This window comes from Flavobacterium solisilvae, from assembly GCF_012911605.1.
Taxonomy (GTDB): Bacteria; Bacteroidota; Bacteroidia; order Flavobacteriales; family Flavobacteriaceae; genus Flavobacterium; species Flavobacterium solisilvae.
Map to the genome: position 1 here is coordinate 321,884 of NZ_JAAMPT010000209.1, position 26,331 is coordinate 348,214.

General features: G+C 33.5%; 17 protein-coding genes. 13 read left to right on the forward strand and 4 right to left on the reverse strand.

The features are described 5' to 3' along the window. Positions 1-53 precede the first annotated feature (53 nt). From G6042_RS13810 to G6042_RS13870, 13 genes are all read left to right on the forward strand, one after another. Complete coding sequence (locus G6042_RS13810) at positions 54-854, forward strand: outer membrane protein assembly factor BamD (protein WP_169525025.1); 801 nt, start codon at positions 54-56, stop codon at positions 852-854. A 2-nt stretch (positions 855-856) separates the two neighbouring features. Further along, entirely contained in the window at positions 857-1,177 is a 321-nt protein-coding gene (locus G6042_RS13815) for a DNA-directed RNA polymerase subunit omega (RefSeq protein WP_169525026.1), read from the forward strand. Between the two features lie 5 nt (positions 1,178-1,182). Further along, a complete protein-coding gene (gene coaBC / locus G6042_RS13820) occupies positions 1,183-2,400 on the forward strand; it encodes a bifunctional phosphopantothenoylcysteine decarboxylase/phosphopantothenate--cysteine ligase CoaBC (protein ID WP_169525027.1) in 1,218 nt (405 codons plus the stop codon). Further along, positions 2,384-3,271 carry a type IX secretion system protein PorD gene (gene porD, locus G6042_RS13825; protein ID WP_169525028.1) on the forward strand — a complete coding sequence of 296 codons (888 nt, stop codon included), beginning with the start codon at positions 2,384-2,386 and terminating at the stop codon, positions 3,269-3,271. The genes coaBC and porD overlap by 17 nt, the downstream gene beginning before the upstream one ends. 29 nt (positions 3,272-3,300) lie before the next feature. After that, positions 3,301-4,953 carry a DNA repair protein RecN gene (gene recN / locus G6042_RS13830; protein WP_169525029.1) on the forward strand — a complete coding sequence of 551 codons (1,653 nt, stop codon included), beginning with the start codon at positions 3,301-3,303 and terminating at the stop codon, positions 4,951-4,953. Between the two features lie 43 nt (positions 4,954-4,996). Then, positions 4,997-6,190, forward strand: coding sequence for an enoyl-ACP reductase FabV (gene fabV / locus G6042_RS13835; RefSeq protein WP_169525030.1), 1,194 nt, complete (start codon positions 4,997-4,999; stop codon positions 6,188-6,190). 181 nt (positions 6,191-6,371) lie between these two features. Then, a complete protein-coding gene (locus G6042_RS13840) occupies positions 6,372-10,646 on the forward strand; it encodes a T9SS type A sorting domain-containing protein (RefSeq protein WP_169525031.1) in 4,275 nt (1,424 codons plus the stop codon). A 132-nt stretch (positions 10,647-10,778) separates the two neighbouring features. Beyond that, the gene (locus G6042_RS13845; protein WP_169525032.1) at positions 10,779-14,789 is read left to right on the forward strand and encodes a T9SS type A sorting domain-containing protein; all 4,011 of its coding nucleotides are present in this window, start codon (positions 10,779-10,781) and stop codon (positions 14,787-14,789) included. A gap of 131 nt (positions 14,790-14,920) precedes the next feature. Next, the gene (locus G6042_RS13850; RefSeq protein ID WP_169525033.1) at positions 14,921-18,214 is read left to right on the forward strand and encodes a T9SS-dependent choice-of-anchor J family protein; all 3,294 of its coding nucleotides are present in this window, start codon (positions 14,921-14,923) and stop codon (positions 18,212-18,214) included. A gap of 122 nt (positions 18,215-18,336) precedes the next feature. Further along, entirely contained in the window at positions 18,337-19,332 is a 996-nt protein-coding gene (locus tag G6042_RS13855) for a glycosyltransferase (RefSeq protein ID WP_169525034.1), read from the forward strand. After that, positions 19,329-19,913 (forward strand): dephospho-CoA kinase, encoded by a 585-nt coding sequence (coaE, locus tag G6042_RS13860; protein ID WP_169525035.1) that lies wholly within the window; start codon positions 19,329-19,331, stop codon positions 19,911-19,913. Before G6042_RS13855 ends, coaE begins: the two co-directional genes overlap by 4 nt. A gap of 70 nt (positions 19,914-19,983) precedes the next feature. Beyond that, entirely contained in the window at positions 19,984-21,564 is a 1,581-nt protein-coding gene (locus G6042_RS13865) for a sensor histidine kinase (protein WP_169525036.1), read from the forward strand. Between the two features lie 5 nt (positions 21,565-21,569). Then, positions 21,570-22,271, forward strand: coding sequence for a response regulator transcription factor (locus G6042_RS13870; RefSeq protein ID WP_169525037.1), 702 nt, complete (start codon positions 21,570-21,572; stop codon positions 22,269-22,271). 132 nt (positions 22,272-22,403) lie between these two features. Here the strand turns inward: G6042_RS13870 and G6042_RS13875 are convergent, their stop codons facing one another. The 4 genes from G6042_RS13875 to G6042_RS13890 are packed head-to-tail and all read right to left on the reverse strand — an operon-like array spanning position 22,404 to position 26,327. After that, entirely contained in the window at positions 22,404-23,129 is a 726-nt protein-coding gene (locus G6042_RS13875; protein ID WP_169525038.1) for an acyl-[acyl-carrier-protein] thioesterase, read from the reverse strand. A 59-nt stretch (positions 23,130-23,188) separates the two neighbouring features. Continuing rightward, on the reverse strand, positions 23,189-24,172 hold the full coding sequence (gene miaA / locus G6042_RS13880; RefSeq protein WP_235933320.1) for a tRNA (adenosine(37)-N6)-dimethylallyltransferase MiaA: 984 nt from the start codon (positions 24,170-24,172) through the stop codon (positions 23,189-23,191). Then, positions 24,123-24,962, reverse strand: a complete 840-nt coding sequence (locus tag G6042_RS13885; protein WP_169525039.1) for an ion transporter — start codon at positions 24,960-24,962, stop codon at positions 24,123-24,125. The genes miaA and G6042_RS13885 overlap by 50 nt, the downstream gene beginning before the upstream one ends. A 3-nt stretch (positions 24,963-24,965) precedes the next feature. After that, positions 24,966-26,327: an exonuclease domain-containing protein gene (locus G6042_RS13890; RefSeq protein ID WP_169525040.1), complete on the reverse strand. Its 1,362-nt coding sequence runs from the start codon at positions 26,325-26,327 to the stop codon at positions 24,966-24,968. Between the last annotated feature and the right edge of the window lie 4 nt (positions 26,328-26,331).

A 26,331-nucleotide genomic window follows, 5' to 3' on the forward strand; every position in this document is an offset into this window, starting at 1 on the left:
TTGCTTTTTTAAACTCATCAAAGGCTTTAAAATTGGGCTGAATAATAAATTAAATGAAGAAATTATTAGTATTTATTGCTTTTGTTTTGCTTTTTTCGTCTTGTAGCGAATACCAAAAAGCAATGAAATCAGAAGATGTAGCAGTCAAATATGACATGGCTGAAAAAATGTATGAAGCAAAAAAGTACAGCAAAGCCATTCGATTGTTTGAACAAATTGCTCCAGCATACAAAGGGAAACCTTCTGCAGAAAAGATGTTTTATATGTATGCACAATCGCTCTACAATACAAAACAATATTATTTAGCAGGTCATCAATTTGAAAGTTTTGCAGCAAATTATCCAAAAAGCCAAAAACTTGAGGAAGCATCATTTCTTGGAGCTAAAAGTTATTCAAAACTTTCTCCAGTTTTTAGTTTAGATCAAGTTGATACCTACAAAGCAATTGAGAAATTGCAGAATTTTATTGATGAATATCCAGAATCAACCTATTTAGCAGAAGCAAATATAGTTGCAAAGGATTTAAGAGAAAAATTAGAGAAAAAAGCATTTGAAACTGCAAAACAATACAATACAATTGAAAATCATAAAGCGGCAGTTGTGGCTTTGGATAACTTTATAATTAATTATCCAGGAACGCCGTTTAAAGAAAAAGCATTGTACTATAAATTAGACTCTTCTTATAAGTTAGCCATTAATAGTGTTCCTTCAAAAATGCAAGAACGTCTAGAAAGTGCAAAAAATGCTTATAACAATTTGGTAAAATTAAATGCCAATACAGAATTTAAAAGCAAAGCCGATGAAATGTTGGCGCGAATTGAAAACGATTTAAAACAATTTTCTAAAATAAATTAGTGATGGATTTAAAAAAGACGAATGCACCAGTAAACACAATTACTTACAACAAAAGTCAAATTGAAGAACGTACTGGTAACGTTTATGAAGCTATAACAATTATGGCAAAAAGAGCAAATCAAATCAACTCCGAAATCAAAAAAGAATTGATTGAAAAGTTAGATGAGTTTGCTACTTACAATGATAGTCTTGAAGAAATCTTTGAAAACAAAGAGCAAATTGAAGTATCAAAATTTTATGAGAAATTACCAAAACCTCATGCTCTTGCTGTTCAAGAATGGTTAGACGATAAAATCTATTACAGAAATACAAACCAAGACTAAAAAGCATGTCGGTTTTAAGCGGAAAAAAAATAGTACTAGGAATTTCTGGTGGAATTGCTGCTTATAAAACTGCGACTTTAGTTAGATTATTTATAAAAGCAGGTGCACATGTCCAAGTGATAATGACACCTGCTTCTAAGGATTTTGTAACCCCATTAACATTATCCACACTTTCAAAAAATCCTGTACATTCTACTTTTTATAACGAAGAAGACGAGAATGCGCAGTGGAATAATCACGTAGAACTTGGTCTTTGGGCAGATTTTATGTTGATTGCTCCAGCAACAGCCAATACGTTGTCTAAAATGGCAAACGGCATTTGTGATAACCTTTTAATTGCTACATATTTATCGGCAAAATGTCCTGTCTATTTTGCGCCAGCAATGGATTTAGACATGTATAAACATCCATCAACGATTGCTAGTTTTAAAGCTTTGCAAGAATTTGGAAATAGTATGATTCCTGCTGAAAGTGGCGAACTTGCCAGCGGATTATCAGGTGAAGGAAGAATGGCGGAACCAGAAAATATTGTAGCTTTTCTTGAAAAAGACATAGAAAGCAAACTTCCGCTCAAAGGAAAAAAAATATTGGTTACAGCTGGTCCAACTTATGAAGCCATTGATCCAGTTCGATTTATAGGAAATCATTCTTCGGGAAAAATGGGATTTGATATTGCTAATTCTGCTGCAAATCTTGGTGCAGAAGTTACTTTGATTTCTGGACCAACTCATTTAAAACCGGCTAATACTTTTATTAATTTGGTTAGAGTAGTTTCGGCTCAAGAAATGTTTGATGCTTGTCATCAGTATTATGAAAATATGGATGTAGCCGTTTGTGCCGCTGCCGTTGCCGATTATAAACCTAAGCAAGTTGCTGAACAAAAGATTAAAAAATCGGAAGCAGAATTTTCTATAGAACTAGAAAAAACCAAAGATATATTGGCTTCTTTGGGTAAAATCAAGAAAAATCAATACCTAATTGGCTTTGCATTAGAAACAGAAAATGAAATTGAAAATGCTAAGTTGAAAATTCAGAAAAAAAACTTAGATTTGATTGTTTTAAATTCGCTTCGTGATGAAGGCGCAGGATTTGGGAAATCGACAAATAAAGTAACTTTTATTAGCAACGATTTTACAATTGAACCTCAAGCTCTTAAATCAAAAGAAGAAGTAGCGAATGATATTGTAAACAAAATAATTTCATATTATGAAAAAGATATTTAGTGCATTTTTGTTGTTGTTTTTTTGCTCGGTAAACGCTCAGCAATTAAACTGTACCGTTCAAATCAATACGGATAAAGTACAAACAACCAATAATCAGTTATTTAAAAATCTGCAAATTGCCATAAATGATTTTATGAATAAAACTGATTTTACTGGCGAAGTTTTAAAACAACACGAAAAAGTAAATTGTTCCATGCTCATCATTATTGATGGTTTTGAAAATAATAATTTTACGGGTACAATTCAAGTACAATCTACACGACCAGTTTTTAATTCTACCTATTCGTCGCCCGTTTTTAATTTTAATGACAAAGATTTTACATTTCGATATACTGAGTTTGAAAACTTAATTTTTAATCCAGCTACATTTGAATCTAATTTGGTTTCTGTCTTATCTTTCTACAGTTACATTATGATAGGATTAGATGCCGATACTTATAAATTAAACGGTGGAAGAGAATGGCTTGATTTAGCTCTACAGGTTCAAACTACTGCGCAACAAGGTGGTTATCGTGGTTGGAGCCAAAATGATGGAAATCAAAATCGATTTTTTCTAATAAATGATTTGCTGTCGACTACATTTCAACCTTATCGTGACGCGCTTTATGCCTACCACAGAAACGGACTTGACACTATGACCGAAGATGTAAAAGTTGCTAAAGAAAATGTTGTCAACGCTGTAGATAAACTTTCGGTAATTTATTCAGCGCGACCAAATGCATTTTTGACCAGAGTTTTCTTTGATGCAAAAGCTGACGAAATTGTGTCGGTTTTATCAGGTGGACCAAATATGGATATTAGAACTTTTGTTGATAAATTAAACAGAATTTCTCCCATAAACTCAAGTAAATGGGCAACAATTAGATTGTGATTTAGTACTTCTCAATTTAATTTTTAATTATGATAACATCGCTTTCAATTGAAAATTTTGCTTTAATTGAAAAATTAAACATCAATTTTTCTCGAGGTTTTTCTGTAATTACAGGTGAAACTGGAGCAGGAAAATCAATACTTCTTGGTGCTTTGGATTTAGTTCGTGGAAAACGAGCCGATTTAACTTCGTTGAAAAATAAAGACGAAAAATGTGTTATTGAAGCTGTTTTTACCATCGAAAATTATAATTTAAAATTTTTTTTTGAAGAAAATGATTTCGACTACGAAACCGAAACAATAATAAGAAGAGAAATTTTGCCTAGCGGAAAATCACGAGCTTTTATCAACGATTCGCCAGTTAACCTTCAGCAGTTACAAGATTTGAGCGATTATTTAATTGATATTCATTCGCAGCATCAAACACTTGAATTGAGCAATCAAGATTTTCAAATTACGTTATTGGATTCATTGGCAAAAAATCAAAATTTAGTTAGCCAATACAAATCAGAATTATCACTTTATAAAAAAATAGATAACAGTTTAAAGGAATTAATTTCCAATAAAAATTCGCTGGACAAAGAACAAGATTACAATAATTTTTTATTGGAAGAATTGCTTGCAGCCGATTTAAAATTAGGCGAACAAGAAATCTTGGAAAGCGAGTTGGAAATGCTGAGCAATGTTGAATTCATTAAAGAAAATATTGAAAAGTCGATTGCAATTTCCGAAGAAGAACAATTTGGTGTAATTCAAAATTTAAAAGAAATTAGAATTTCACTTCAAAAAATTAGCGGATTATCGCCTGTTTATAACCAACTTTTTGAAAGAGTAAATAGCGTTATTATTGAACTTGAAGATGTCAATCAAGATTTGAATAGCGAGCTTGAAAAATTAGTTTTTAATCCTGAAAAATTAGAATTGGTAAATCAAAAATTGCAAACTATTTATTTGCTTCAAAAAAAGCATCAAGTAGAAACAATTGATGAATTAATTGCAATAAAAGACGAATTAGATGCTAAAGTTTTTTTGTCGAATGACATTGAAAATCAAATAGCAGCTTTTCAAAATCAACTTCAATCGAAGAAAAATTTATTAGACGAAGTAAGCAAAAATATTCACGACAATAGAGTAGGAGTTGTGCCTAATTTAACCCAACGATTGAGTGCAATTTTATCACAGTTAGGCATGTCAAATGCTCAGTTTCAGTTTGAAATTCAGTATGGAGAAAATTTTCTTTCCGATGGAAAAGATACTGTGCAATTATTGTTTTCTGCTAACAAAGGTTCCAACTTTGGATTGTTGAAAAAAGTAGCTTCTGGCGGAGAAATGTCGCGAATTATGTTGGCAATAAAATCGGTTTTAGCAGAAGAAACTAAATTACCAACGATAATTTTTGATGAAATTGATACCGGAATTTCTGGAGAAATAGCTAACAATATGGCAGAAATAATGAAGCAAATGAGCAACCAAATGCAAATTTTTGCGATAACTCATTTGCCACAAATTGCTTCAAAAGGCGAAGCACATTATAAAGTGTTTAAAACAATAAAAGAAAACACAACCGTTTCAGAAATTATTTTGTTAAACGAAAATGATAGGATTTTGGAAATAGCCGAAATGTTATCGGGAAAAAATCCATCAGAATCAGCATTGACACATGCTAAAGCATTATTAAATTAATTGATTACTTTTGTAAAATAAGAATAACAAAAACACTAAGAATATGATAATCGAACCAAGAATGCGAGGTTTTATTTGCCTTACAGCTCATCCAGATGGTTGTGCTCAAAATGTAAAAAACCAAATTGAATATGTAAAGTCAAAAGGTAAAATAAACGGTGCAAAACGCGTTTTAGTTATTGGAGCTTCAACAGGATTTGGATTGGCATCAAGAATTACGAGTGCTTTTGGATGTGATGCAGCAACTATTGGCGTATTTTTTGAAAAAGAACCATCAGCAGGAAAAACTGCAACTCCAGGTTGGTATAATTCAGCGGCATTTGAAGACGAAGCTACTAAAGCTGGTTTATATGCAAAAAGTATCAATGGCGATGCGTTTTCAAATGAAGTAAAACAGCAAACAATCGATTTGATTAAAAAAGATTTAGGACAAATTGATTTAGTGATTTATAGTTTGGCTTCGCCAGTAAGAATGCATCCAACAACAGGAGTTTTACACCGTTCTACTTTAAAACCAATAGGAAATACGTTTACAAACAAAACTGTTGATTTTCATACAGGCGTAGTTTCAGATGTTACTATTGAACCAGCAACCCAAGAAGATATCGATAATACCGTAGTTGTAATGGGTGGAGAAGATTGGTCAATGTGGATGAATGCAATGAACGAAGCAGGAGTTTTAGCTGATGGCGCAATGACAGTTGCTTATTCATACATTGGACCAGAAGTTACCGAAGCTGTCTATAGAAAAGGTACAATTGGTAGAGCAAAAGATCATCTTGAAGCAACCGCTTTTGATATTACAAATGATTTAAAAGCAATCAACGGAAAAGCATTTGTTTCGGTTAACAAAGCATTGGTAACTCAGGCAAGTTCAGCAATTCCGGTAGTTCCATTATATATGTCTTTATTGTTCAAAATAATGAAAAAAGACGGAAGTCACGAAGGATGTATTGAACAAATGCAACGATTGTATTCGGATAGATTGTATAATGGTTCCGAAATTCCTACCGATGAAAAAGGAAGAATTCGAATTGATGACTGGGAAATGAGACAAGTTTATCAAGACGAAATTGCAGAACTTTGGAAATCAATCAGCACTGAAACATTAACAGAAAATGGAGATTTAGCAGGTTATAAAAGTGATTTCTTGAATCTTTTTGGCTTCGGATTTGATAGCGTTGATTATACTGCAGAAGCCAATGAACTAAAAATGGTTGCAAGTATAGCTAATTAAAACAGAAGTAAAATTATTTATATATTTTAAAAACTCACAAATTTTTGTGAGTTTTTTTGTTGTTATATCTCTTGTATTTTTTTCATTTTTATTTTATTTATTAACAAAATCTTACAAATACTTGTGAGATATATTGAATTAATTACTTTTATACCAAATAATTTAACTTTAATTTATGAATATGAAAAAAAACTATTATTCAAAAAGGAAACCAAACCTTTGGGTAAGTCGATGGCAAAGATTGCTGACGACCTGCTTAATGGTTTTGTTTGGGCAACTATTGTTTGCGCAAACAGTTCAGGTTGGTAGCGGAACTGCAACAACAACAGCTGGTGGTGCAACAGTTCCAGTTACCAATTATGATTTCAGTTATTGTCAAATGATAATAACTGAAGCTCAAATTACAGCTGGAAATGGAGGAAATGCTATTACCGGAGAGATTTCAAAACTACGTTTTTACACCACTGCAATTGGTACAACATCTGTTTGGGCAACTAGTTGGAATGTTTATTTAGCAAGTACTACAAAAACAGAATTTGCTTCAACAACCGATTGGGAACCTTTTGCAAATTTACTTCAAGTATATACAGGTGCTGTAACACCAGTTGCAAACAATTGGTGGGAAATTACTTTTAGTACACCTTTTAATTACACTGGTGGAAATTTGATTGTAGCCATTGATGAAAATAGTTTAGGTTGGTCTGGTGGTCCAACATTTAGAACATTTACTTCAGGAACAAATACAGCATTGTATTTCAGAGCAGATGGAGCAATAAATAATCCTGATCCAGTTACTCCTCCAATAGGTACAGGAAGAACAGGTACTTTACCACAAATGCAATTATATTTTACAGAAGCATGTATGTCGCCAAGTGGTATTACTGCAACTCCTGCTGTTTATTCAGCAAATATTAGTTGGTCTTCTGTTGCTAATGCAACTGAATATGAATGGATTGTGGTTGCTAATGATGCAGGTACAGGCGCAACTCCAATTGCAACTGGAGTTATAACAGGAACATCAGATGTTGTTTCTGGTTTAACGGCTTCAACTCCTTATGATTTGTATGTAAAAACAAATTGTGGAGTAGATGGATTAAGCACTTGGTCAAATAAAATTGATTTTACTACAAATGTAGCTTGTCCTGCACCTACAGCAGGTATTGTATCAACTTTATTACCAGATTCTGCAACTATTCTATGGACAAGTGCTGGAACAACTTTTGACATTAATTGGGATACAGGTACTTTTACAGCTGGTGCTGGAACTAATACTGAAACAGGTGTTTCGGGAACTACATTTACTTTTCCAAACAATTTAACGCAAAATACAACTTACAGATGGTTTGTTCGTCTTGATTGTAATGCTACTTCAGAAGGAGTAAGTACTTGGGCTGGACCATATACCTTTACAACTCCAGGTTTTACAAGTGTTCCATATAATGAAAGTTTTTCGACAACTACTTTACCAACAGGTTGGTTAAATACAGGTTACACTTTTGCAGCAGCAAATGCTTCAATAGGAAGTCCAGCCGCAACAAAATTTGCAGATGGAGCAACAAATATCATTAGACGTAATCCATTTGGAAGTAGTGTAACAGGTAATTTCTCTCTTATTTCAGTAGGAACTGTTGCTGTTGGTCAAGTTTTAACTTTTGATTATAAATTAATCAATTATGCAGATGCGAATCCACCAGCTGTTGGTTCTGGTAGATTTAAAGTAGAAGTTTCTACAGATTATGGAAATACTTACGCTCAAATTGATGAAGTAGTTAATGATAATGTTGCAGGATGGAGAACAAAAACATATCCATTAGATGCTTATGCAGGTCAATTTGTAAGAGTTAAAATAACAGATACTTGGACAAGTGGTGATTATTTTATTGGTTTTGATAACTTTTTTATTGGAACACCTCCAACATGTCCTAACCAAACAGGATTAGTAGTAGGAAATATTACTGCATCAGGTGCAGATACTTCATGGGATAATATGAGTGCAACTGGAGCAACTGGATATGAATATGCGATTACAACATCAGCAACTCCTCCAACTACAGGAACAGCTACTTTGAATACTTTTTATGGTGCATCTGGATTAGACGCTCAAACAGTTTATTATTTACATGTTAGATCAAGTTGTGATGATGATACATATGGAAATTGGGCTACTATTACGTTCACTACAATTCCTGTAAATGATACATGTGCTACCGCAACGGCTTTAACTGTTGGTCCAAATTTTGCTGCTAATCCAGTAACTTCATCTTTACTTGGAGCAACTACAACAGCAGGAGTAACGCCATCATGTCAGGCTTCTTTTGGTAGAGATGTGTGGTTTACCGTAACTGTTCCAGCTTCTGGAAAAGTAACTATTGAAACTCAAGTAGCACCAACAAATTCATTATCAGATACGGTTATTGCGGTTTATCCATCATGTGGTGGAGCTCAAATTATTTGTGATGATGATGGTGGTCCAGCAGGAGCAAATAATTTAATGTCAATTGCAAATGTTTCAGGAAGAACACCAGGAGAAACTTTATATGTAGCTGTGTGGAAATATGAACCAGCTGCTGCAACTCCTACAAGTAATGCGTTTTTAGTTTCTGCTTATGATTGTTCATCTTTTGTAGCAGCACCAACTGGCGATGCAACACAAACATTCTGTTCAGCAAGTAATCCAACAGTTGCTAATTTGGTAGCTACAGGTACAGCTTTAAAATGGTATGATGCTGCAACAGCTGGTACTTTGTTAACATCAACTACTCCTTTAGTTTCTGGAAATGTATATTATGCGTCTCAAACAGTAACATGTGAAGGTTCTGCTAGATTAGCAGTTACAGTTACAATTGATGCTGCTGATGTGCCAACATTCGATGCTATTCCGGCAGTTTGTTCAGGTTCAACTTTTGTTTTACTAACAACATCATTAGAAAATATTACAGGAACTTGGTCGCCAGCTATTAACAATACTGCAACAACAACATATACTTTTACTCCCGATGCAGGACAATGTGCAACAACGGCAACGTTAACGGTTACTGTAAACCAACCACCGGTTGAGCCAATATTAGAGTGTTACGAAACTGCTACTTTTAATTCAACTACATGTCAATGGGAAGTAACAGGAGATCAACCAGTTCAGCCACCAGTAGTAAATTGTTGGGATGAATTTGTATTCAATAGTACAACTTGTGCTTGGGAAAATATTGGAACACAGCCTGTTCAACCAGAAATAGCTTGTTACGAAACAGCTAGTTTCAATACAACTATTTGTGTATGGGAAGTAACAGGAACTCAACCAGTTCAACCAGAAATAGCTTGTTACGAAACAGCTACATTTAATTCTACTTCTTGTCAATGGGATGTTACAGGAACTCCAACAACCCCAACTTTCAATGCTATTCCAGCAGTTTGTTCAGGTTCAACATTTGTTTTACCATTAACATCGTTAGAAGGTATTCCAGGAACTTGGTTGCCAGCTATTAATAATACAGCTACAACTGAGTATACATTTACTCCAGATGCAGGTCAATGTGCAACAACTGCAACATTAACGGTTACAGTAAATTCATTACCAGCAACTCCATCTGGAAATGCTAATCAAACATATTGTACAACTTCTGGAGATACTTTGGCGTCACTAGATGTTACAGGAACAGATTTAGTATGGTATGACGCTCCAAATGCGGGTAATGTTTTACCTTCTTCTACTGTAGTCACATCTACTACTTATTATGTTGCATCAAATAATGGAACTTGTGAAAGTCCTAGATTAGCGATATCAACTACAGAAGATTGTCCATCAATTGATTTTGTTAACTTACAATGGCCAGGCTCAGCAACAATTACTGAAGGTGGTAATATAACAGTTTATGGTAGAATTTATGTAGGTGGTTTGACAGATACTACATCAGGTCAAGCTGCAGGTATTCAAGCTTGGGTTGGTTATAGTGCTACTAATTCAAACCCTAATACATGGACGGATTGGGTTTCAGCTACTTTTAACGTTGAAGCAGGGAATGATGATGAGTATCAAGCTCAAATAGGTTCAACATTAACTCCTGGAACATATTATTATGCAACACGTTTTAGTTTGAATGGAGGTGATTTTGCTTATGGAGGAATAAATGCTACTAATCCAACAAGCGGAGGAAACTTTTGGGATGGAACTGGATTTATTAGCGGTGTATTGACTGTTGAGCCTGAATTGTCTAACAATGAATTCAGTTTTGCTAATCTAAAATTATATCCAAATCCAACAAAAAATATCTTGTATATTTCACACACTCAAGAGATTTCAAATGTTGAAATTTATAATTTAATTGGACAAAAAGTTACTTCAATGCTGTTAAATGCAAATGAAGGACAAATTAATATGTCTAATTTAGCAAGCGGTGCTTATTTTGTAAAAGTGACATCAAATAATGCAAGTAAAACAGTGAAAGTAATTAAAGAATAAATCCTTTTTAATTTAAGCAATTAACCGTCTAATTTATTAGACGGTTTTTTTTTGTAAAATATTAGTATTAAGTATTGTGAGTTTTTAAAATTTAATATACTTTTATAAAATTAACTTTTAAACAATTATAAAATGAAAAAAACTACTTTGTTCAATTCTGATGAAAATCGAATTGAAAAAGCAAAACGATGGCTTCGATTATTATCGATAAGCACAGCGTTTTTTGTTGGTCAGTCGGTCTTCGGACAAGATGTTGGAACCATTCAAATTGGTTCTGGAACATCAACAATTACAGGAACTAATGCTATTCCAGTTACTAACTATGTATCTAGTTATAGTCAACAGATTGTAACTGCGGCAGAGTATGCCTCTGGTGGTGGTGCAGCAGGTGAAATTACCAAATTAAGATATTATCCAACAAATGTTGGTACAGTTACGGTATGGAATAATTTAACAGTTTATATTGGTAATACAACTAAAACGGCTTTTTCATCTACAACTGATTGGGTTCCATTAACAGAACTAACTCAAGTTTTCTCAGGAGTTATTACACCAGATCCAGTATCAAATAGCTGGTTTGAGATTGTCTTTACAGCACCTTTTGATTATACAGGAGGAAATATTGTAATTGCAGTTGATGAAAATACACCAAATTGGACAACAGCACCAACATTCAGAAGTTATACTTCAACTGCAAATTCTGGTATTATGTACAGAAGTGATACAGAAAATCCAGATCCAGCTTCACCACCAACTGCTACTGCTAGAGTTAGTGCTTTGCCTCAAATTCAATTTGAAGGTACATTAGCAAGTTGTGTTGCACCTTTAGGATTAGTTTCTGCAAACGTAACTGCAACAACTGCTGATGTTTCTTGGGATCCATCTGGATCTAGTTCGGCTGTTGGATATGAATATGTTATATCAACGTCAAATACAGTACCAACGGGACCAGGAACTTCTTCGGGTTCAAGTGCAGAGACTTTTGTTCAATTAGATAACTTATGGTCACAAACAGTTTATTATTTATTTGTTAGAACTGATTGTGGTTCAGGAAGTTTTAGTGAATGGAGTTTACCAATTTCATTTACTACATTATGTTCTTCGGTATCATCATTTACTGAAGGTTTTGAATCAACAACAGGTACTAATTTTCCATCGTGCTGGTTCAAAGTTGGAGCAACAGGAACAGCTAATACTCAGGCTAGTACAGGTTTTGGAAGTACTAGATCTTTATATATGTACAGTTCAACTTCTACCAGTAGAGCAGTAGTATCATTGCCACCTGTTAATAACGCAGATGCTGACACACACAGAATGGTTATGAAAGTAAGAGCTAATTTTACTGTTGGTGAAACCATTGAATTGGGTTATTTAACCAATCCTGCAGATGCATCTACTTTTATGGCATTAAATTCAATTGTAACAAATAGTACTACAGTTCCTCAAACTTTTTCAACAACTCCTACTGGACTTCCTTCTGGTGATGTAGTTTTTGCGCTAAGAACAGGAACTGCTTTATTAAGTGTGTTGATTGATGATGTTACTTGGGAGCCAATTCCATTATGTCCTGATCAAACAGGTTTAGTTGTTGCTAACATCACTTCTGATGGTGCTGAAACTTCATGGGATGATATGAGTGCAAATGGCGCAACAGGATATGAGTATGCAGTTACAACTTCTGCAACTCCACCTGTTTCTGGAGCAGCTACAACAGATACTTTTTACGTTGCTTCAACATTAGCTTCAAATACAGTTCACTATTTACATGTTAGAACAAGTTGTTCTGGAGGTCAATTTGGAAACTGGACTTCAATTTCTTTCAGAACTCTTTGTGCTGCAGTTACAGCTCCAACTGTTGCTGAAACTTTTACAACATATTTACCTTCTTGTTGGAGTGAAGCAACTGGTGCTTTAACAGCAAGTTCAACTTTAAATAACGTAGATGGTGCTTGGATAAGCTATCAATTTGCTGGAGTATCAACTTCAAATATGGGTACTAAAGTAAATTTATATGGTGGTTCTACTGCTACACCGGATAACGATTGGATGATTTCAAGTCCTATTGATTTAGGTTCAACTCCAGGATTATACAGAGTAAAATATAAAAGTGCACTTACTTCCTACAATGGAACAACTGCTCAAACAAATTTAGGTACTCATGTTGTTAAAGTTGTAGTTTCTACAGATGGTGGAGCGACATGGTCAGATTCTAATGTAATTAAAACATATTCTGGAACTTATACACCAACATCATCTGAAACAATAGATTTAACAGCTTATTCAGGAGTTGTTAAAATTGGTTTTGTTGCAACTTCTACTTCATTATCTCCAGATATTGATTTTCACATAGATGATTTTATTGTTGAAGCAATTCCATCTTGTCCTGATGTAACAGGTTTAGTAGTGTCAAGTATTACTTCGGATAGTGCGTCCACTTCATGGGATGATATGAGTGCATCTGGTGCTACAGGTTATGAATACGCAGTTACAACAACTGTAACTCCGCCAGCTTCTGGTACAGCTACAACAGATACTTTTTATTTAGCTTCTGGATTAGATTCAAATACTGTACACTATTTACATGTTAGAACAGATTGTGGCTCTGGAAGTTTTGGAAATTGGGTAACAACTTCGTTCACTACACTATGTTCTTCTGTAACTTCGTTCACTGAAGGTTTTGAAACTACTACTGGTGCTCTTTTCCCATCATGTTGGTCAAAAGTTGGTGGTTCAGGTTCAGCTTATACGCAAGCAAGTACAGGAATTTCAGGTGCAAGAAACGTATATATGTATAGTTCTAGTGCAACAAGTAGACCAGTTGTGGCTATGATTCCTGTTAGTAACGCTAGTGCAGGAACGCATAGAATGGTAATGAAAGTTAGAGCTAATTTTACAGCAGGTGAAACCATTGAATTAGGTTATTTAACAACTCCAACTGATGCAACTACGTTTACACCTATTAATTCAATAGTAACAAATAGCACAACTGTTCCACAGTCATTTATTACAATTCCTTCTGGTTTACCATCAGGAGATGTAGTTTTTGCTTTAAGAACTGGAACTGCTTTATTAAGTGTATTGATTGACGATGTTTCTTGGGAACCACTTCCTTTATGTCCCGATCAAACGGGATTGGTTGTTGCTAATGTTACATCAAACAGTGCTTCTACATCTTGGGATGATATGAGTGGGAATGGTGCAACAGGATATGAATATGCTGTAACAACTACCGCTACACCACCAACATCTGGAACAGCAACAACTGATACTTTTTATGAAGCTACTAGTTTGGTTTCTAATACTGTTCATTATTTACATGTTAGATCAATCTGTTCAGGTGGTGAGTTTGGAAATTGGGCAACATTATCATTTACAACTTTAGTTGCACCTTCAACTATTCCATGGAATGAAAACTTTGATGTAACGGGTACACCTGGTGGTTGGACAACAAATGGTTATACTGTTGCTGCAGCAAATGCAAGTATTGGTTTTCCTGCTTCAATTAAATTTGGTGATGGAACAACTAACGTTATCAGAAGAAATTCATGGGAGTTTTCTACAACAGGTAGCTTTACAACTAATTCAGCTGGAGAAATTGCCGCTGGACAGGTATTAAGCTTTAATTATAAATTAATTAATTATCCTGATGATAATCAGCCATCTGTAGGTTCAGGAAATTATACAGTTGAAATCTCAATTGATAATGGTGCAACTTATGATTTAGTAGAAACTGTAACAAATGATGGCGTTGCAGGTTGGCAAACTAAAACTTATCCATTAGATGCTTATGTAGGTGAATTTATAAAAGTAAAAATTACAGATACTTGGTCTGGTACTGATGTTGATGCAGATTATTTCATCGGTTTTGATAATTTCTATATTGGAGAAGAGCTTTCATCTCCTTCATTCGATAAATCAGCTTTAAAAGTGTATCCAAACCCAACAAGAAATATCTTGTATGTTAACTACAATCAAGAAATTTCAAATGTTGAAGTTTACAATTTAGTTGGACAAAGAGTAGCAAATATTACACCTAATGCAAACGAAGGACAAATTGATATGTCTAACTTAGCAAGTGGAGCTTATTTTGTAAAAGTTACTTCTAATAACGCAACTAGAACAGTTAAAGTTATTAAAGAATAAGTTTTTTAGTATTAAAAGTAAAGACCACCTAAGTAATTAGGTGGTTTTTTTATAAAAAATCATAAAGACTTGTGATTTTTTTTAGAATATTATACATTTATAGAATTAACTATTAAACAATTCTATAAATTATGAAAAAAATTACTTTTTCTGATTCCAGTAGGAAACGGATAAAAAAAACAAAATTATGGATTGGAATTCTTTCAACTTGTATAGGGCAAATGATGTTCGGGCAAGATATAGGTACCATTCAAATAGGTTCTGGAACAGGAACTGTTGCTGGATCTGAAGCAATTCCAGTGAGTAATTATGTTTACAATTACAACCAACAAATTATAACTGCAGCAGAGTATGCTTCTGGTGGAGGTACTGTAGGAGAAATTACAAAAATTCGTTACTATCTTACTAGTATTGGGACTATTTCAGTTTGGAACAACTTAACGGTTTACATTGGAAATACTACAAAAACGTCGTTTATTTCTAACACGGATTGGATTCCATTAACTGAATTAACACAAGTGTTTACCGGAGCAGTAACTCCTGATCCAGTAGCAGAAAATTGGTTTGAAATAACCTTCACAGCACCTTTTGATTATACCGGAGGAAATATTGCTGTAGCCGTTTATGAAAACGCTCCAGGTTGGAATGAACCTCCTACTTTTAGAAGCTATACTTCAACACCTAATTCAGGTATTATGTATAGAACGGATGATGATGTGAATAACCCTGATCCAAATAATCCACCATCTGCTTATGCAAGAGTTAGTACATTACCTCAAATTCAATTTGAAGGAACTTTGGCAGATTGTGTTGCGCCATTAGGTTTAGTATCGTCAAATATTACTGCTACTACTGCAAATGTTTCTTGGGATGAATCAGGTTCAACATCTGCTTTAGGATATGAGTATTTTATATCAACATCAAATGCATTTCCAACAGGAGCGGGAATTTCTTCAGGTTCAAATGCAGAAACTTATGCAGAATTAGATAATTTAACACCACAAACAGTCTATTATTTGTTTGTTAGAACCGATTGTGGTTCAGGAAGTTTTAGTGAATGGAGTATTCCTAGTTCATTTACAACTGCTTGTGCTCCTTTATCAACATATCCACATTTTGAACCATTTGATAATGTTTTACCTAATGATTGTTGGTTAGCAGGTCAGAATGGTGATTTAGCTTCTGGACCAGAAGATTTTGGTTATAGTAATTGGGGTGAAGATGGTTTTGCAAATGATGGTTATGACGGTGCCATTAGATATAATTTATACTATGAAGAAGCAAATGATTGGATAATTTCTCCTCAGTTTTCTATACCTGCAACTGGATATGAATTAAAATTTAAAGTTGCTGCTACTGATTATAATACAACTTCAGCAGTATCATTGTGGGAAGAAGATGATTTTGTTGAAGTATTAGTTAGCGTAGACGGAACATCTAACTGGATTGTTTTAGATACTTATAATAGTTTAAACATTCCATCCAATACAGGATTATTTAATATTCTTAATTTAGATGATTATGCTGGCGAAACAGTACGATTCGCTTTTAGAGCAGTTGAAGGAACAGCTAATGGAGATGCTAATATTGATTTTTTTGTAGATAATTTTGAAATAAGAATTGCGCCATCATGTCCAGACCAATCAGGTTTAGTGGTTAGTAGCATAACTTCTAATAGTGCATCTACCTCATGGGATGATATGAGTGCTGATGGAGTTATTGGATATGAGTATGCTATTACAACTTCTATTACACCACCAGCATCTGGAGAAGTAATTACGGATACTTTTTATGAAGCATCAGAATTAGAACCTCAAACGGTTTATTATTTACATGTTAGAACTAGTTGTGGTAGTGGTGAATTTGGATATTGGGTTACTTCAGCTCCTTTTATGACACAATGTGTTGCGTTTACTACACTTCCATATATTGAAAATTTCGATACTTATGGAACGGGTTCAGATGCGTTTCCTGTATGTTGGACCAGACCAGTTACTTTTACGGAATGGCTTGTTTGGCCTTCAATTGTTGATTTCAATTCGGTTAGTGAACCTAATAGTTTAAAATTTCAATCAGAAGTAGGTACTCCAACTTATGCAGTTTCTCCAGCATTTGTTGAAGATATTCACAATCTTAGAGTTAAATTCTCTCTAAAAAGAGAAGGAACTTTTTCAGGAACTTTTGAAGTTGGAGTTATGAGTAATCCTTCTGACACAAGTACTTTTGAACTTGTTCAAACCATAGATCCAGATAATAATGATTACAATCAATATGCAATTAATTTTGATTCTACTCAACTACAAGGAGGAAATAAGTATGTTGCTTTTAGACATAATTCCGACTCAGATTATTGGTATTATTGGGTGGATAATTTTGTAGTAGAACTAATTCCTTCGTGTCCGGACGTAACAGGCTTAGTAGCAGGAAGCATTACTCATAATTCAGCTGATGTTTCTTGGGATGACATGAGTGATTTGGGAGTTGAAAGTTATGAATATGCAGTTACTACATCAGTAACACCACCAACAGCTGGTGACGATATTGATGATACTTTTGATAGTGTTTCTGGTTTAGATTCTAACACAGTATATTATCTTCATGTAAGAAGTGTTTGTGATGCAGGTGAATTTGGAGCTTGGATAACCTATTCATTTACTACATTAGTTGCTCCAGCTACAATTCCTTGGACAGAACAATTTGCTGACGCATCACTTCCTGATGGATGGAGTTTAAATCCAGATTGGTCATGGAATATTGATGATGGATATAATGGATGGAATGATGTATATTATATTCCAGGAAGTACAGGTGATTTTATCTACAAAAACGTTTACAGTGCATTTACAACAGGAGCAAGTTTTACTACAATTAGTATTGGTGAGGTAGGAGATGGAAATATTTTATCATTCAATTACGCAGCGTTTCCTTACGATCCAGAAGACACAGTAGTTAATGGTAACTTTGTGGTTTCTATCTCAGCTGATGGCGGTGCTTTTACAGAAATCGAAACTGTTGATACAGTAGGTAGTTTAACCTGGGATAACACTTTCGGACCTTATGATTTGTCTGCGTATGAAGGTCAATACATACAAGTTCGTATAACAGCAAATTGGGGCGGAGGAAGTAGTGATGATTATTATATTGGTTTTGATAATTTCTACATTGGACCAGATCTTTCATCACCTCAGTTTGATAAATCAGCTTTAAAAGTGTATCCAAACCCAACTAAAAATATCTTGTATGTTAACTACAACCAAGAAATTTCAAATGTTGAAGTTTACAATTTAGTTGGTCAAAGAGTAGCAAATATTACACCTAATGCAAATGAAGGACAAATTGATATGTCTAACTTAGCAAGCGGAGCTTATTTTGTAAAAGTTACTTCTAATAACACAACTAAAACAGTTAAAGTTATCAAACAATGAGTTTTTTAATTGAATAAAATGAAACCACCTAAGAGATTAGGTGGTTTTTTTGTTTACATGTTATTGCTCATTAAACTTTAACCATTAATCATTAAACTATATATTTGTAAAAAAAAGTGAGCATGTTTTCTTTAATCATTCCTATATATAACAGACCAGAAGAAATAAAAGAACTTTTAGAAAGTTTGCTGTTATCTAGTTATAAAAAGGAATATGAAATTGTAATCATCGAAGATGGTTCAAAAATTGACTGCAAAGATGTTGTCGCTCAATATGCTGATAAATTTTCGATTTCCTATTATTTCAAAGAAAACTCTGGTCCAGGCGATTCTAGAAACTACGGAATGAAAGTTGCCAAAGGCGATTATTTTATTATATTAGATTCCGATTGCTTAATTCCAGCCAATTATTTATCGGAAGTTGAAAAAGAACTTGAAACCAATTATGTTGATTGTTTTGGCGGTTCGGATGCAGCTCACGAATCGTTCTCAAAAATTCAAAAAGCCATCAATTTCACCATGACTTCGTTTTTAACAACTGGTGGAATTCGTGGTGGTTCCGAAAAAATAGGGAAGTTTCAACCGAGAAGTTTTAATATGGGAATTTCCAAAAAAGCATTCCAAGAATCAAAAGGCTTTGGAAATATTCATCCTGGCGAAGATCCTGATTTGTCCATCCGTTTATGGAAATTAGGCTATAAAACCCGACTATTTCCCAATGCTTTCGTCTATCATAAGCGAAGAATTGACTGGGATAAATTTTCCATTCAAGTGAATAAATTTGGAAAAGCACGACCAATACTTGACTCGTGGTATCCAGAATATAGCAAAATCACATTTTGGTTTCCATCGCTTTTTATCATTGGATTAGTTTTTTCGGTAATAGTATTGATTTTTGGATGCAAACTACCGCTATTGCTTTATGCTTTTTATTACTTAATGATTTTAGTTTTTTCGACCATACAAAACAAAAGTCTCGAAATAGGATTACTATCTTTAGTTGCTGTAAACCGACAGTTTTTTGGCTATGGATTAGGATATTTAAAGTCATTTCTAAAAATAAAAATCTTAAAACAACAACCTGAAAAAGCATTTCCCGAATTATTCTTTAAACGATGACAAAAATAATTGGATTAACAGGCGGAATTGGCAGCGGCAAAACGACGATAGCAAAACACTTTGCATCGCTTGGCGTTCCTGTTTATATTGCTGACGATGAGGCAAAAAAACTCATGGATAATCCTGAAATTATTGCTAAACTACAAGCTGTTTTTGGAGATGAAATCATCGAAAACGAAAAAATTGATAGAAAAGCTTTAGCCCAAATTGTTTTTCAAAACCCAAAAAAGTTAAAAAAACTCAATTCCATTATTCATCCTGCGGTAAAAATTCATTTTGAAAATTGGTTACATTCTCATAAAAATCATCCAATAATTATTAAAGAAGCCGCAATCCTTTTTGAAAGTGGAAGTTATAAAGATTGTGACGCTATAATTACTGTAACATCGCCATTAGAAGAACGCATTAATCGCGTGATGAAAAGAGACAATACATCTCGAGAATCAATACTTCATCGCATTAATAATCAATGGACAGACGAACAAAGAATTTCTAAAAGTGACTATGTTATCTCTAATATTTCTGTTAAAGAAGCTTTAAAGCAAGCTGAAGGAATTCTTAAATTGTTGAATAATTCATAATTTTACAGTAAGATGTTAATCTTTGGTTAATGTTTTTATTGCTTAAATGTTAAAATGTTAAATTTGTTCGATGAATAAATTATTTTTCCGTTTGCTTGTCGTGCTAATGAGTTTATCCTTAATAGGAATAATACTTGTTCAAGTATACTGGTTCAATACTTCGTTAAAAAATAATGAAGAACAATTTCGATATCATGTTAAGCAAGTTTTAGGAAATGTATCCGAAAAACTGAACAAATATGAAGCCTATACTTTTTATGAGCGATACAATCGTTTAAAAGATAGCATTGGAAAAACACCTCAAAAAAGCGATTTTCTTGAATTTGGTTATTACCAAAGAGATTCAAGAACAAACGAAACCATAATTTATTCCAACAGTATTATTTCAGAAGATTATGGAATAAACTCGTCGTTCTTTGATAAAAATGGTGAAGTCAATAAAATAAAAAGTTTTTCTGCCAATAGAAAAACCGAAGTTTACAACGAAAGCGTTGATAATTCTGGAATGAAGCAAAACATCACACCAGAACTTCGAATTGAAAAATCAGGAAAATTAGAACTTCTTGATAATGCACAATTTGAAATATTCTACAGAGATATTGCGGCTTTAAATTCTATTCAAAATAGAATTTCAAATGAATTGCTTAATCGATTGTTATCTAGTGAATTAAAAGATTATGGTATCAATACGCCATACGAATTTAGTGTTTATAGCAATGGATTGGCAACCAAAATAAAGTCTGATTATTTTCGATTTGATAAAGAATCAACCTATTCAATTCCAATTTTGATTGATAACGAAGGAAATAAAAAATACCAATTGTTATTGCAATTTCCTCAAAAGAAAAAATTTCTAATATCAGAATTGATAGGAATTGCAGTGCTTTCAATGATTTTTACGCTAGTAATTGTAATTGCATATTCCAGCGCATTAAGTCAAATTATCAAGCAACGTCAAATTTCTGAAATCAAAACCGATTTCATAAATAATATGACGCATGAGTTCAAAACGCCAATTGCTACAATCAATTTGGCTTTGGATGCCATAAAAAATCCAAAAGTTTTTGACGACAAAGAAAAAGTCAATCGCTATCTTCAAATGATAAAAGATGAAAATAAGCGAATGCATGCTCAAGTTGAAAACGTATTGCGAATTTCAAAATTAGAGAAAAAAGAACTCGATATTTCTAAAGAAACTCACGATGTTCACGAAATTATAGAAGATGCAATCGAACACGTACATTTAATAGTTGAAGACAGACAAGGAAGCATTGAAACGCATCTCGATGCACCTCGAAATTCAGTATTGCTAAACGATGTACATTTTACAAATGTTCTTGTAAATGTTTTAGACAACGCCATAAAATACTCTGTTGTAGCACCAAAAATTATCGTTACAACAGAAAATGTAAAAGACTTTATCATTATCAAAATAAAAGATAACGGTATCGGAATGAGCAAAGCCGCTCAAAAAAGAATTTTTGAAAAATTCTACCGCGAACACACAGGTGATGTTCACAATGTAAAAGGTCACGGATTAGGTTTATCCTATGTAAAAAGAATTGTTGATGACCATAACGGTCAAATATTTGTAGAAAGCGAAAAAGGAAAAGGAAGTACGTTTATAATAAAAGTCCCACTCATTAATTAATATATATGGAAACTACTAAAAAAATATTGCTAGTTGAAGATGATCAAAATTTTGGAGTTGTATTAAGAGATTATTTATCCCTAAATGATTTCGAAGTTACATTAGCCAAAAACGGAATGGAAGGTTTCGAAAAATTCAAGAAAGATAACTACGATTTATGTATTCTTGACGTAATGATGCCATACAAAGATGGTTATACTTTAGCCAAAGAAATTAGAGAAAAAAATAAAGATATTCCACTTATCTTCTTGACAGCTAAGTCAATGAAAGAAGATGTGATGAAAGGTTACAAAGTTGGAGCTGATGATTATTTGAACAAACCGTTCGATTCAGATGTGCTTTTAATGAAAATCAAAGCCATTATTCAAAGAAAAGCTAGCGAAAACAAAAACGAACCAGCAAAATTTGAATTCCAAATTGGTAAATTCAACTTAAATTCGAAATTACGTTTCTTAACTTTCGAAGGAAATGAGCCAATCAAACTTTCTCCAAAAGAATCAGAATTATTGAAAATGATGGCAATCTATGAAAACGATTTAATGCCAAGAGAATTAGCATTGACCAAAATTTGGAGAGAAGATAACTACTTTACTTCCAGAAGTATGGATGTTTATATTGCCAAATTACGTAAATATCTAAAAGACGATCCAAACGTTGAAATTCTAAACATTCACGGCGAAGGATTTAGATTAGTAATCAAAAAATAAATAAATTTCCCTGTCAATTTTGACGGGGATTTTTTTTTGGAGCTGATTCCCGCTTTCCGCTATATCTTTACAACTCGTTTTGCAAACTCGTTATAAAGGATGCCGCTTCAATCGGGGCTAAAACTTCCGGCATTAATTCCACTCCAGTTGCAAAGCAAAACACGCTTTGTCATTATTAGTAATCACAAAAACATCATCATGACGACCAATAACAGCTTCGTCACCAAGTGCCAATTCACGCATAAAATTCATTTCAAAAGCTTTCAAACCATTGCTAATTAATTGAGTAACATCACAATTGTTTAAACACCATTCCAAATATTTCACATTATTAGCATGATTAACAACATCCAAATCCGAAAGCCGAACGGTATAATTTTCTAAAATTTCAAGTTCTTCCTTTATATCAATTTTAGAAAACGATTTTTCGGTGGCATTTTCTGGAAATTTTCCAAAATGTTCGTGAGGCAAAGCCAAGCTTTCGGGTTTTCTTTTATTGGTATTAATCACAGCCCAAAACGTTTCACAACCTACAATTTTTTCATCACCAATATACAATTCCAAACAACGAACTGAACGCGAATTTTCCAACGATTTTATCCAAGTTTTAACCGTAACAACATCACGCCATTTTGGTAAACGCTTAATCTCAACACGCATTCTGCTTAAAACCCAAGCTTGATGAAAGACTTGCATATCGCTAAAACTAATGCCACCAAGTTCAGCATGCAAACCAGCAGTCAATTGCAAAATATTACACAAATCGGTATATTTCAAATAACCGTTTGGATAACATTGAAGAAAATTAATTTCTTTTTCTTCGTGTAAAATAGAGGTGAAGTTGGGTGAAATTGGCATTTTAGCTTTATTTTTTTCGAACACAGATTTAAGAAATAAATAAAATTTCAAAAATTTTTCTAATTTCTTAAATCTGCGTTGCTTATTTCATTTTCTATAAAATTTATAATTTCCATTCTATCGACTAAATAATCAAACCAAACAGTATTTTCGGATCGTTTAAACCAAGTAATTTGGCGTTTTGCAAATCTACGTGTGTTCATTTTGATTTGCTCAATGGCAAATTTCAAAGATGTTTTTCCTTCAAAAAAATCAAATAGTTCACGATAGCCAACGGTTTGCAAAGCATTCAAGTTTTTATTTGGAAATAAATTTTCAGCTTCTTTTAGTAAACCTTCATTCATCATAATGTCAACGCGCTGGTTAATTCGGTTGTACATCATTTCTCTTTCGGCTTCCAATCCAATGATAATAGGAGTGAAGTTGCGTTGATTTTTCTTTTGCCCAATAAAACTAGAATATGGTTTTCCGGTTCCAAGACAAACTTCTACAAAGCGTTTCATTCGTTGCGGATTTTGTAATGTTTGCGGATTTTCGGTTGAAAGTTTTTGGAAATAATGAGCATCCAATTCCTTTAATTTTTGTTGTAAATAATCAATTCCAAATTGTTCAAAATCAGCATTTATTTTTGTTCGAATTTCTTCGTCAATATCTGGAAAATCATCAAAACCTTTTAGAACAGCATCAACATACAATCCGCTTCCACCAACCATGATTTGAATATTATTTTTTAAAAATAATTCATCCAATTTTTCAATAGCTTCTTTTTCAAAATCACCAACAGAGTAATTATCAAAAATCGATTTGTTTTGGATAAAATGATGCGTTGCGCTTGCCAATTCTTCATCAGATGGAACGGCCGTGCCAATTTTCATTTCTTTAAAAAACTGACGGCTGTCGCAAGAAATGATATCGCAATTGAAATGTTGTGCCAAAGCTATGCTTAGCGCCGTTTTTCCAATTGCAGTTGGTCCAATTATGGTAATTAAATAGTTATTCATCACAAATTTTTTCTCCACAATGATGACAGTATCGCGCGTCATCTTTGTAAATTAAGGTTGTACACGATGGGCATTTTTTTACATCGTTATTTTTGTCTTTGTTTTTCATACCGGCAAATTCAGCCGTTACAATTCCTGTTGGAACCGCAATAATTCCATAACCCATAATCATGATAAACGATGCAATGATTTGTCCAAGTGTTGTTACTGGCGCAATATCGCCATAACCAACAGTTGTTAACGTAACAATACACCAATAAATGCTTACAGGAATACTAGTAAAACCACTTTCTTTTCCTTCAACTACATACATAATTGCACCTAATAAAATGGAAACAATTAATACAAAGTAAACGAATACAATAATTTTGGTTCGGCTGGCTTTGATGGCGAGTTTTAATTGTGATTCTTGACCTGTAAAATGGACTAAATTTAATATTCCAAACAAACGAAGTAAACGTAAAGCTCGTATTACCGATAGCATTCTCGAACCTGGAATAAAGAACGAAAGATACATTGGAAGAATAGAAATTAAATCGACAATTCCATAAAAACTCAGAATATAATTAAGCGGTTTTTTATTGGAAATAATTCGCATGATGTATTCCAAAGTGAAAACAACCGTAATTATCCATTCGGAAATGATTAGAAATTGATGGTATTTTGCGTCCAATTGTTCCACTGTTTCCAGCATGACCAAAAGCACACTCAAAAGAATAACGCCAAGTAGAATTAAGTCAAAAAGTTTCCCCGCAAAAGTATTGGAACCATAAATGATGATGTAAATCTTTTGTCTGAGAATTTCATATTTGGTTTTAATATGATTTTTCATTTTCTAAAATTTTAAAATTCGCATCACTTTATTTCTTCTCAAATAACCTTGAATAATGGTTTTAGTATCGCGATTATTTTGCATCGGAATAATAATATTTTTTAAGATTTCGATGTTGCTCACTTGATAATTCAAATCAAAAAAGCAATAACCTTTGTAAATTCCGTTTTCAATTAAAACAGCACTTCGTTCTTCAATGCTTCTGCCACGATCGATGATAACCATATTATTGTTCTCAAATTTCATTTCCTGAATGAATTCTTCTACACGTTGGTTATAATCTTCGGGATTTTCTTTGCCGAGACAAGCGCCGTTACATTCTTTAATTTTTAGCTGAAAACAACCATTTTTGGTTTCATATAAACCATTTATTTTTTGGCACAATTGATGTTCGGCAGTAATTTTAAACAACATATTTTTTCCTTCCTGAATAGAAGTAAAGGATGTAATTTCTTTTTTTCGACCATCAGCTTTTTGAACTTTTAAAGCCAAATATCCGTTTTCATCTTTTTCAACATAAAGCGCATATTGAAAAATAGTTTTTCGCTGCGATCGATTGTAAATCGGTTTATTGATTTTGATTTCTTCGCTTTCTTTCAATAAAGCAATCAATTCGCTACCAGTTTCTTCATAAGTTACGGCAAAAACTTCGCGTTGTATCTTTTTACTTTTACCCGAAGTTCCTGTAAAATGTTGATTAATACGTTTTTTAATGTTTTTGCTTTTGCCAATATAAATCAAATCGCCTTTTTCGTTATGAATGTAGTAAATACCGGTTTTGGTTGGCATACTTTCTACAATATCGAGCAATTTTGGAGTTAATCCTTTTTTGATTTCGGCTTTAATTGAACTAATCAAAATTTCTTTTGCGACATCTTTTGCCAAAAGCATTTTGAATAATTTCACAGTCGCCATTGCATCGCCACTTGCTCGATGTCTATCAGCAACAGGAATTCCGAGTGAGCGAACTAGTTTTCCTAAACTGTAAGAAGGTTGTCCCGGAATGAGTTTTTGTGATAATTCAACGGTGCAAAGTGTTGGTCTAATGTAATCATATCCCAAACGTGAAAATTCGGTTCTTAGAATTCGATAATCGAAAGACGAATTATGGGCAACAACGATACAATCTTGAGTAATTTCAATAATTCGTTTGGCAACTTCATAGAATTTTGGTGCCGAACGAAGCATTGCATTGTTAATTCCGGTCAATTTTACCACAAACGGTTGAATTGGTTTTTCCGGATTGACCAAACTGATAAATTGATCAACGACTTCGTGACCGTCAAATTTATAGATGGCGATTTCGGTAATTCCTTCTTCGTTGAATTGTCCTCCGGTGGTTTCTATGTCTAGTATTGCGTACAAAAAA

Bases quoted from the DNA above. Each gene is read 5' to 3' on its own strand.
- miaA (WP_235933320.1), bottom strand. From the start codon at position 24,172: ATGACGCGCGATACTGTCATCATTGTGGAGAAAAAATTTGTGATGAAT.
- G6042_RS13875 (WP_169525038.1), bottom strand. From the start codon at position 23,129: ATGCCAATTTCACCCAACTTCACCTCTATTTTACACGAAGAAAAAGAA.
- G6042_RS13855 (WP_169525034.1), top strand. From the start codon at position 18,337: ATGTTTTCTTTAATCATTCCTATATATAACAGACCAGAAGAAATAAAA.
- G6042_RS13865 (WP_169525036.1), top strand. From the start codon at position 19,984: ATGAATAAATTATTTTTCCGTTTGCTTGTCGTGCTAATGAGTTTATCC.
- G6042_RS13885 (WP_169525039.1), bottom strand. From the start codon at position 24,962: ATGAAAAATCATATTAAAACCAAATATGAAATTCTCAGACAAAAGATT.
- coaBC (WP_169525027.1), top strand. From the start codon at position 1,183: ATGTCGGTTTTAAGCGGAAAAAAAATAGTACTAGGAATTTCTGGTGGA.
- G6042_RS13845 (WP_169525032.1), top strand. From the start codon at position 10,779: ATGAAAAAAACTACTTTGTTCAATTCTGATGAAAATCGAATTGAAAAA.
- G6042_RS13815 (WP_169525026.1), top strand. From the start codon at position 857: ATGGATTTAAAAAAGACGAATGCACCAGTAAACACAATTACTTACAAC.
- porD (WP_169525028.1), top strand. From the start codon at position 2,384: ATGAAAAAGATATTTAGTGCATTTTTGTTGTTGTTTTTTTGCTCGGTA.
- recN (WP_169525029.1), top strand. From the start codon at position 3,301: ATGATAACATCGCTTTCAATTGAAAATTTTGCTTTAATTGAAAAATTA.
- G6042_RS13870 (WP_169525037.1), top strand. From the start codon at position 21,570: ATGGAAACTACTAAAAAAATATTGCTAGTTGAAGATGATCAAAATTTT.
- G6042_RS13840 (WP_169525031.1), top strand. From the start codon at position 6,372: ATGAAAAAAAACTATTATTCAAAAAGGAAACCAAACCTTTGGGTAAGT.
- coaE (WP_169525035.1), top strand. From the start codon at position 19,329: ATGACAAAAATAATTGGATTAACAGGCGGAATTGGCAGCGGCAAAACG.
- G6042_RS13850 (WP_169525033.1), top strand. From the start codon at position 14,921: ATGAAAAAAATTACTTTTTCTGATTCCAGTAGGAAACGGATAAAAAAA.
- fabV (WP_169525030.1), top strand. From the start codon at position 4,997: ATGATAATCGAACCAAGAATGCGAGGTTTTATTTGCCTTACAGCTCAT.
- G6042_RS13810 (WP_169525025.1), top strand. From the start codon at position 54: ATGAAGAAATTATTAGTATTTATTGCTTTTGTTTTGCTTTTTTCGTCT.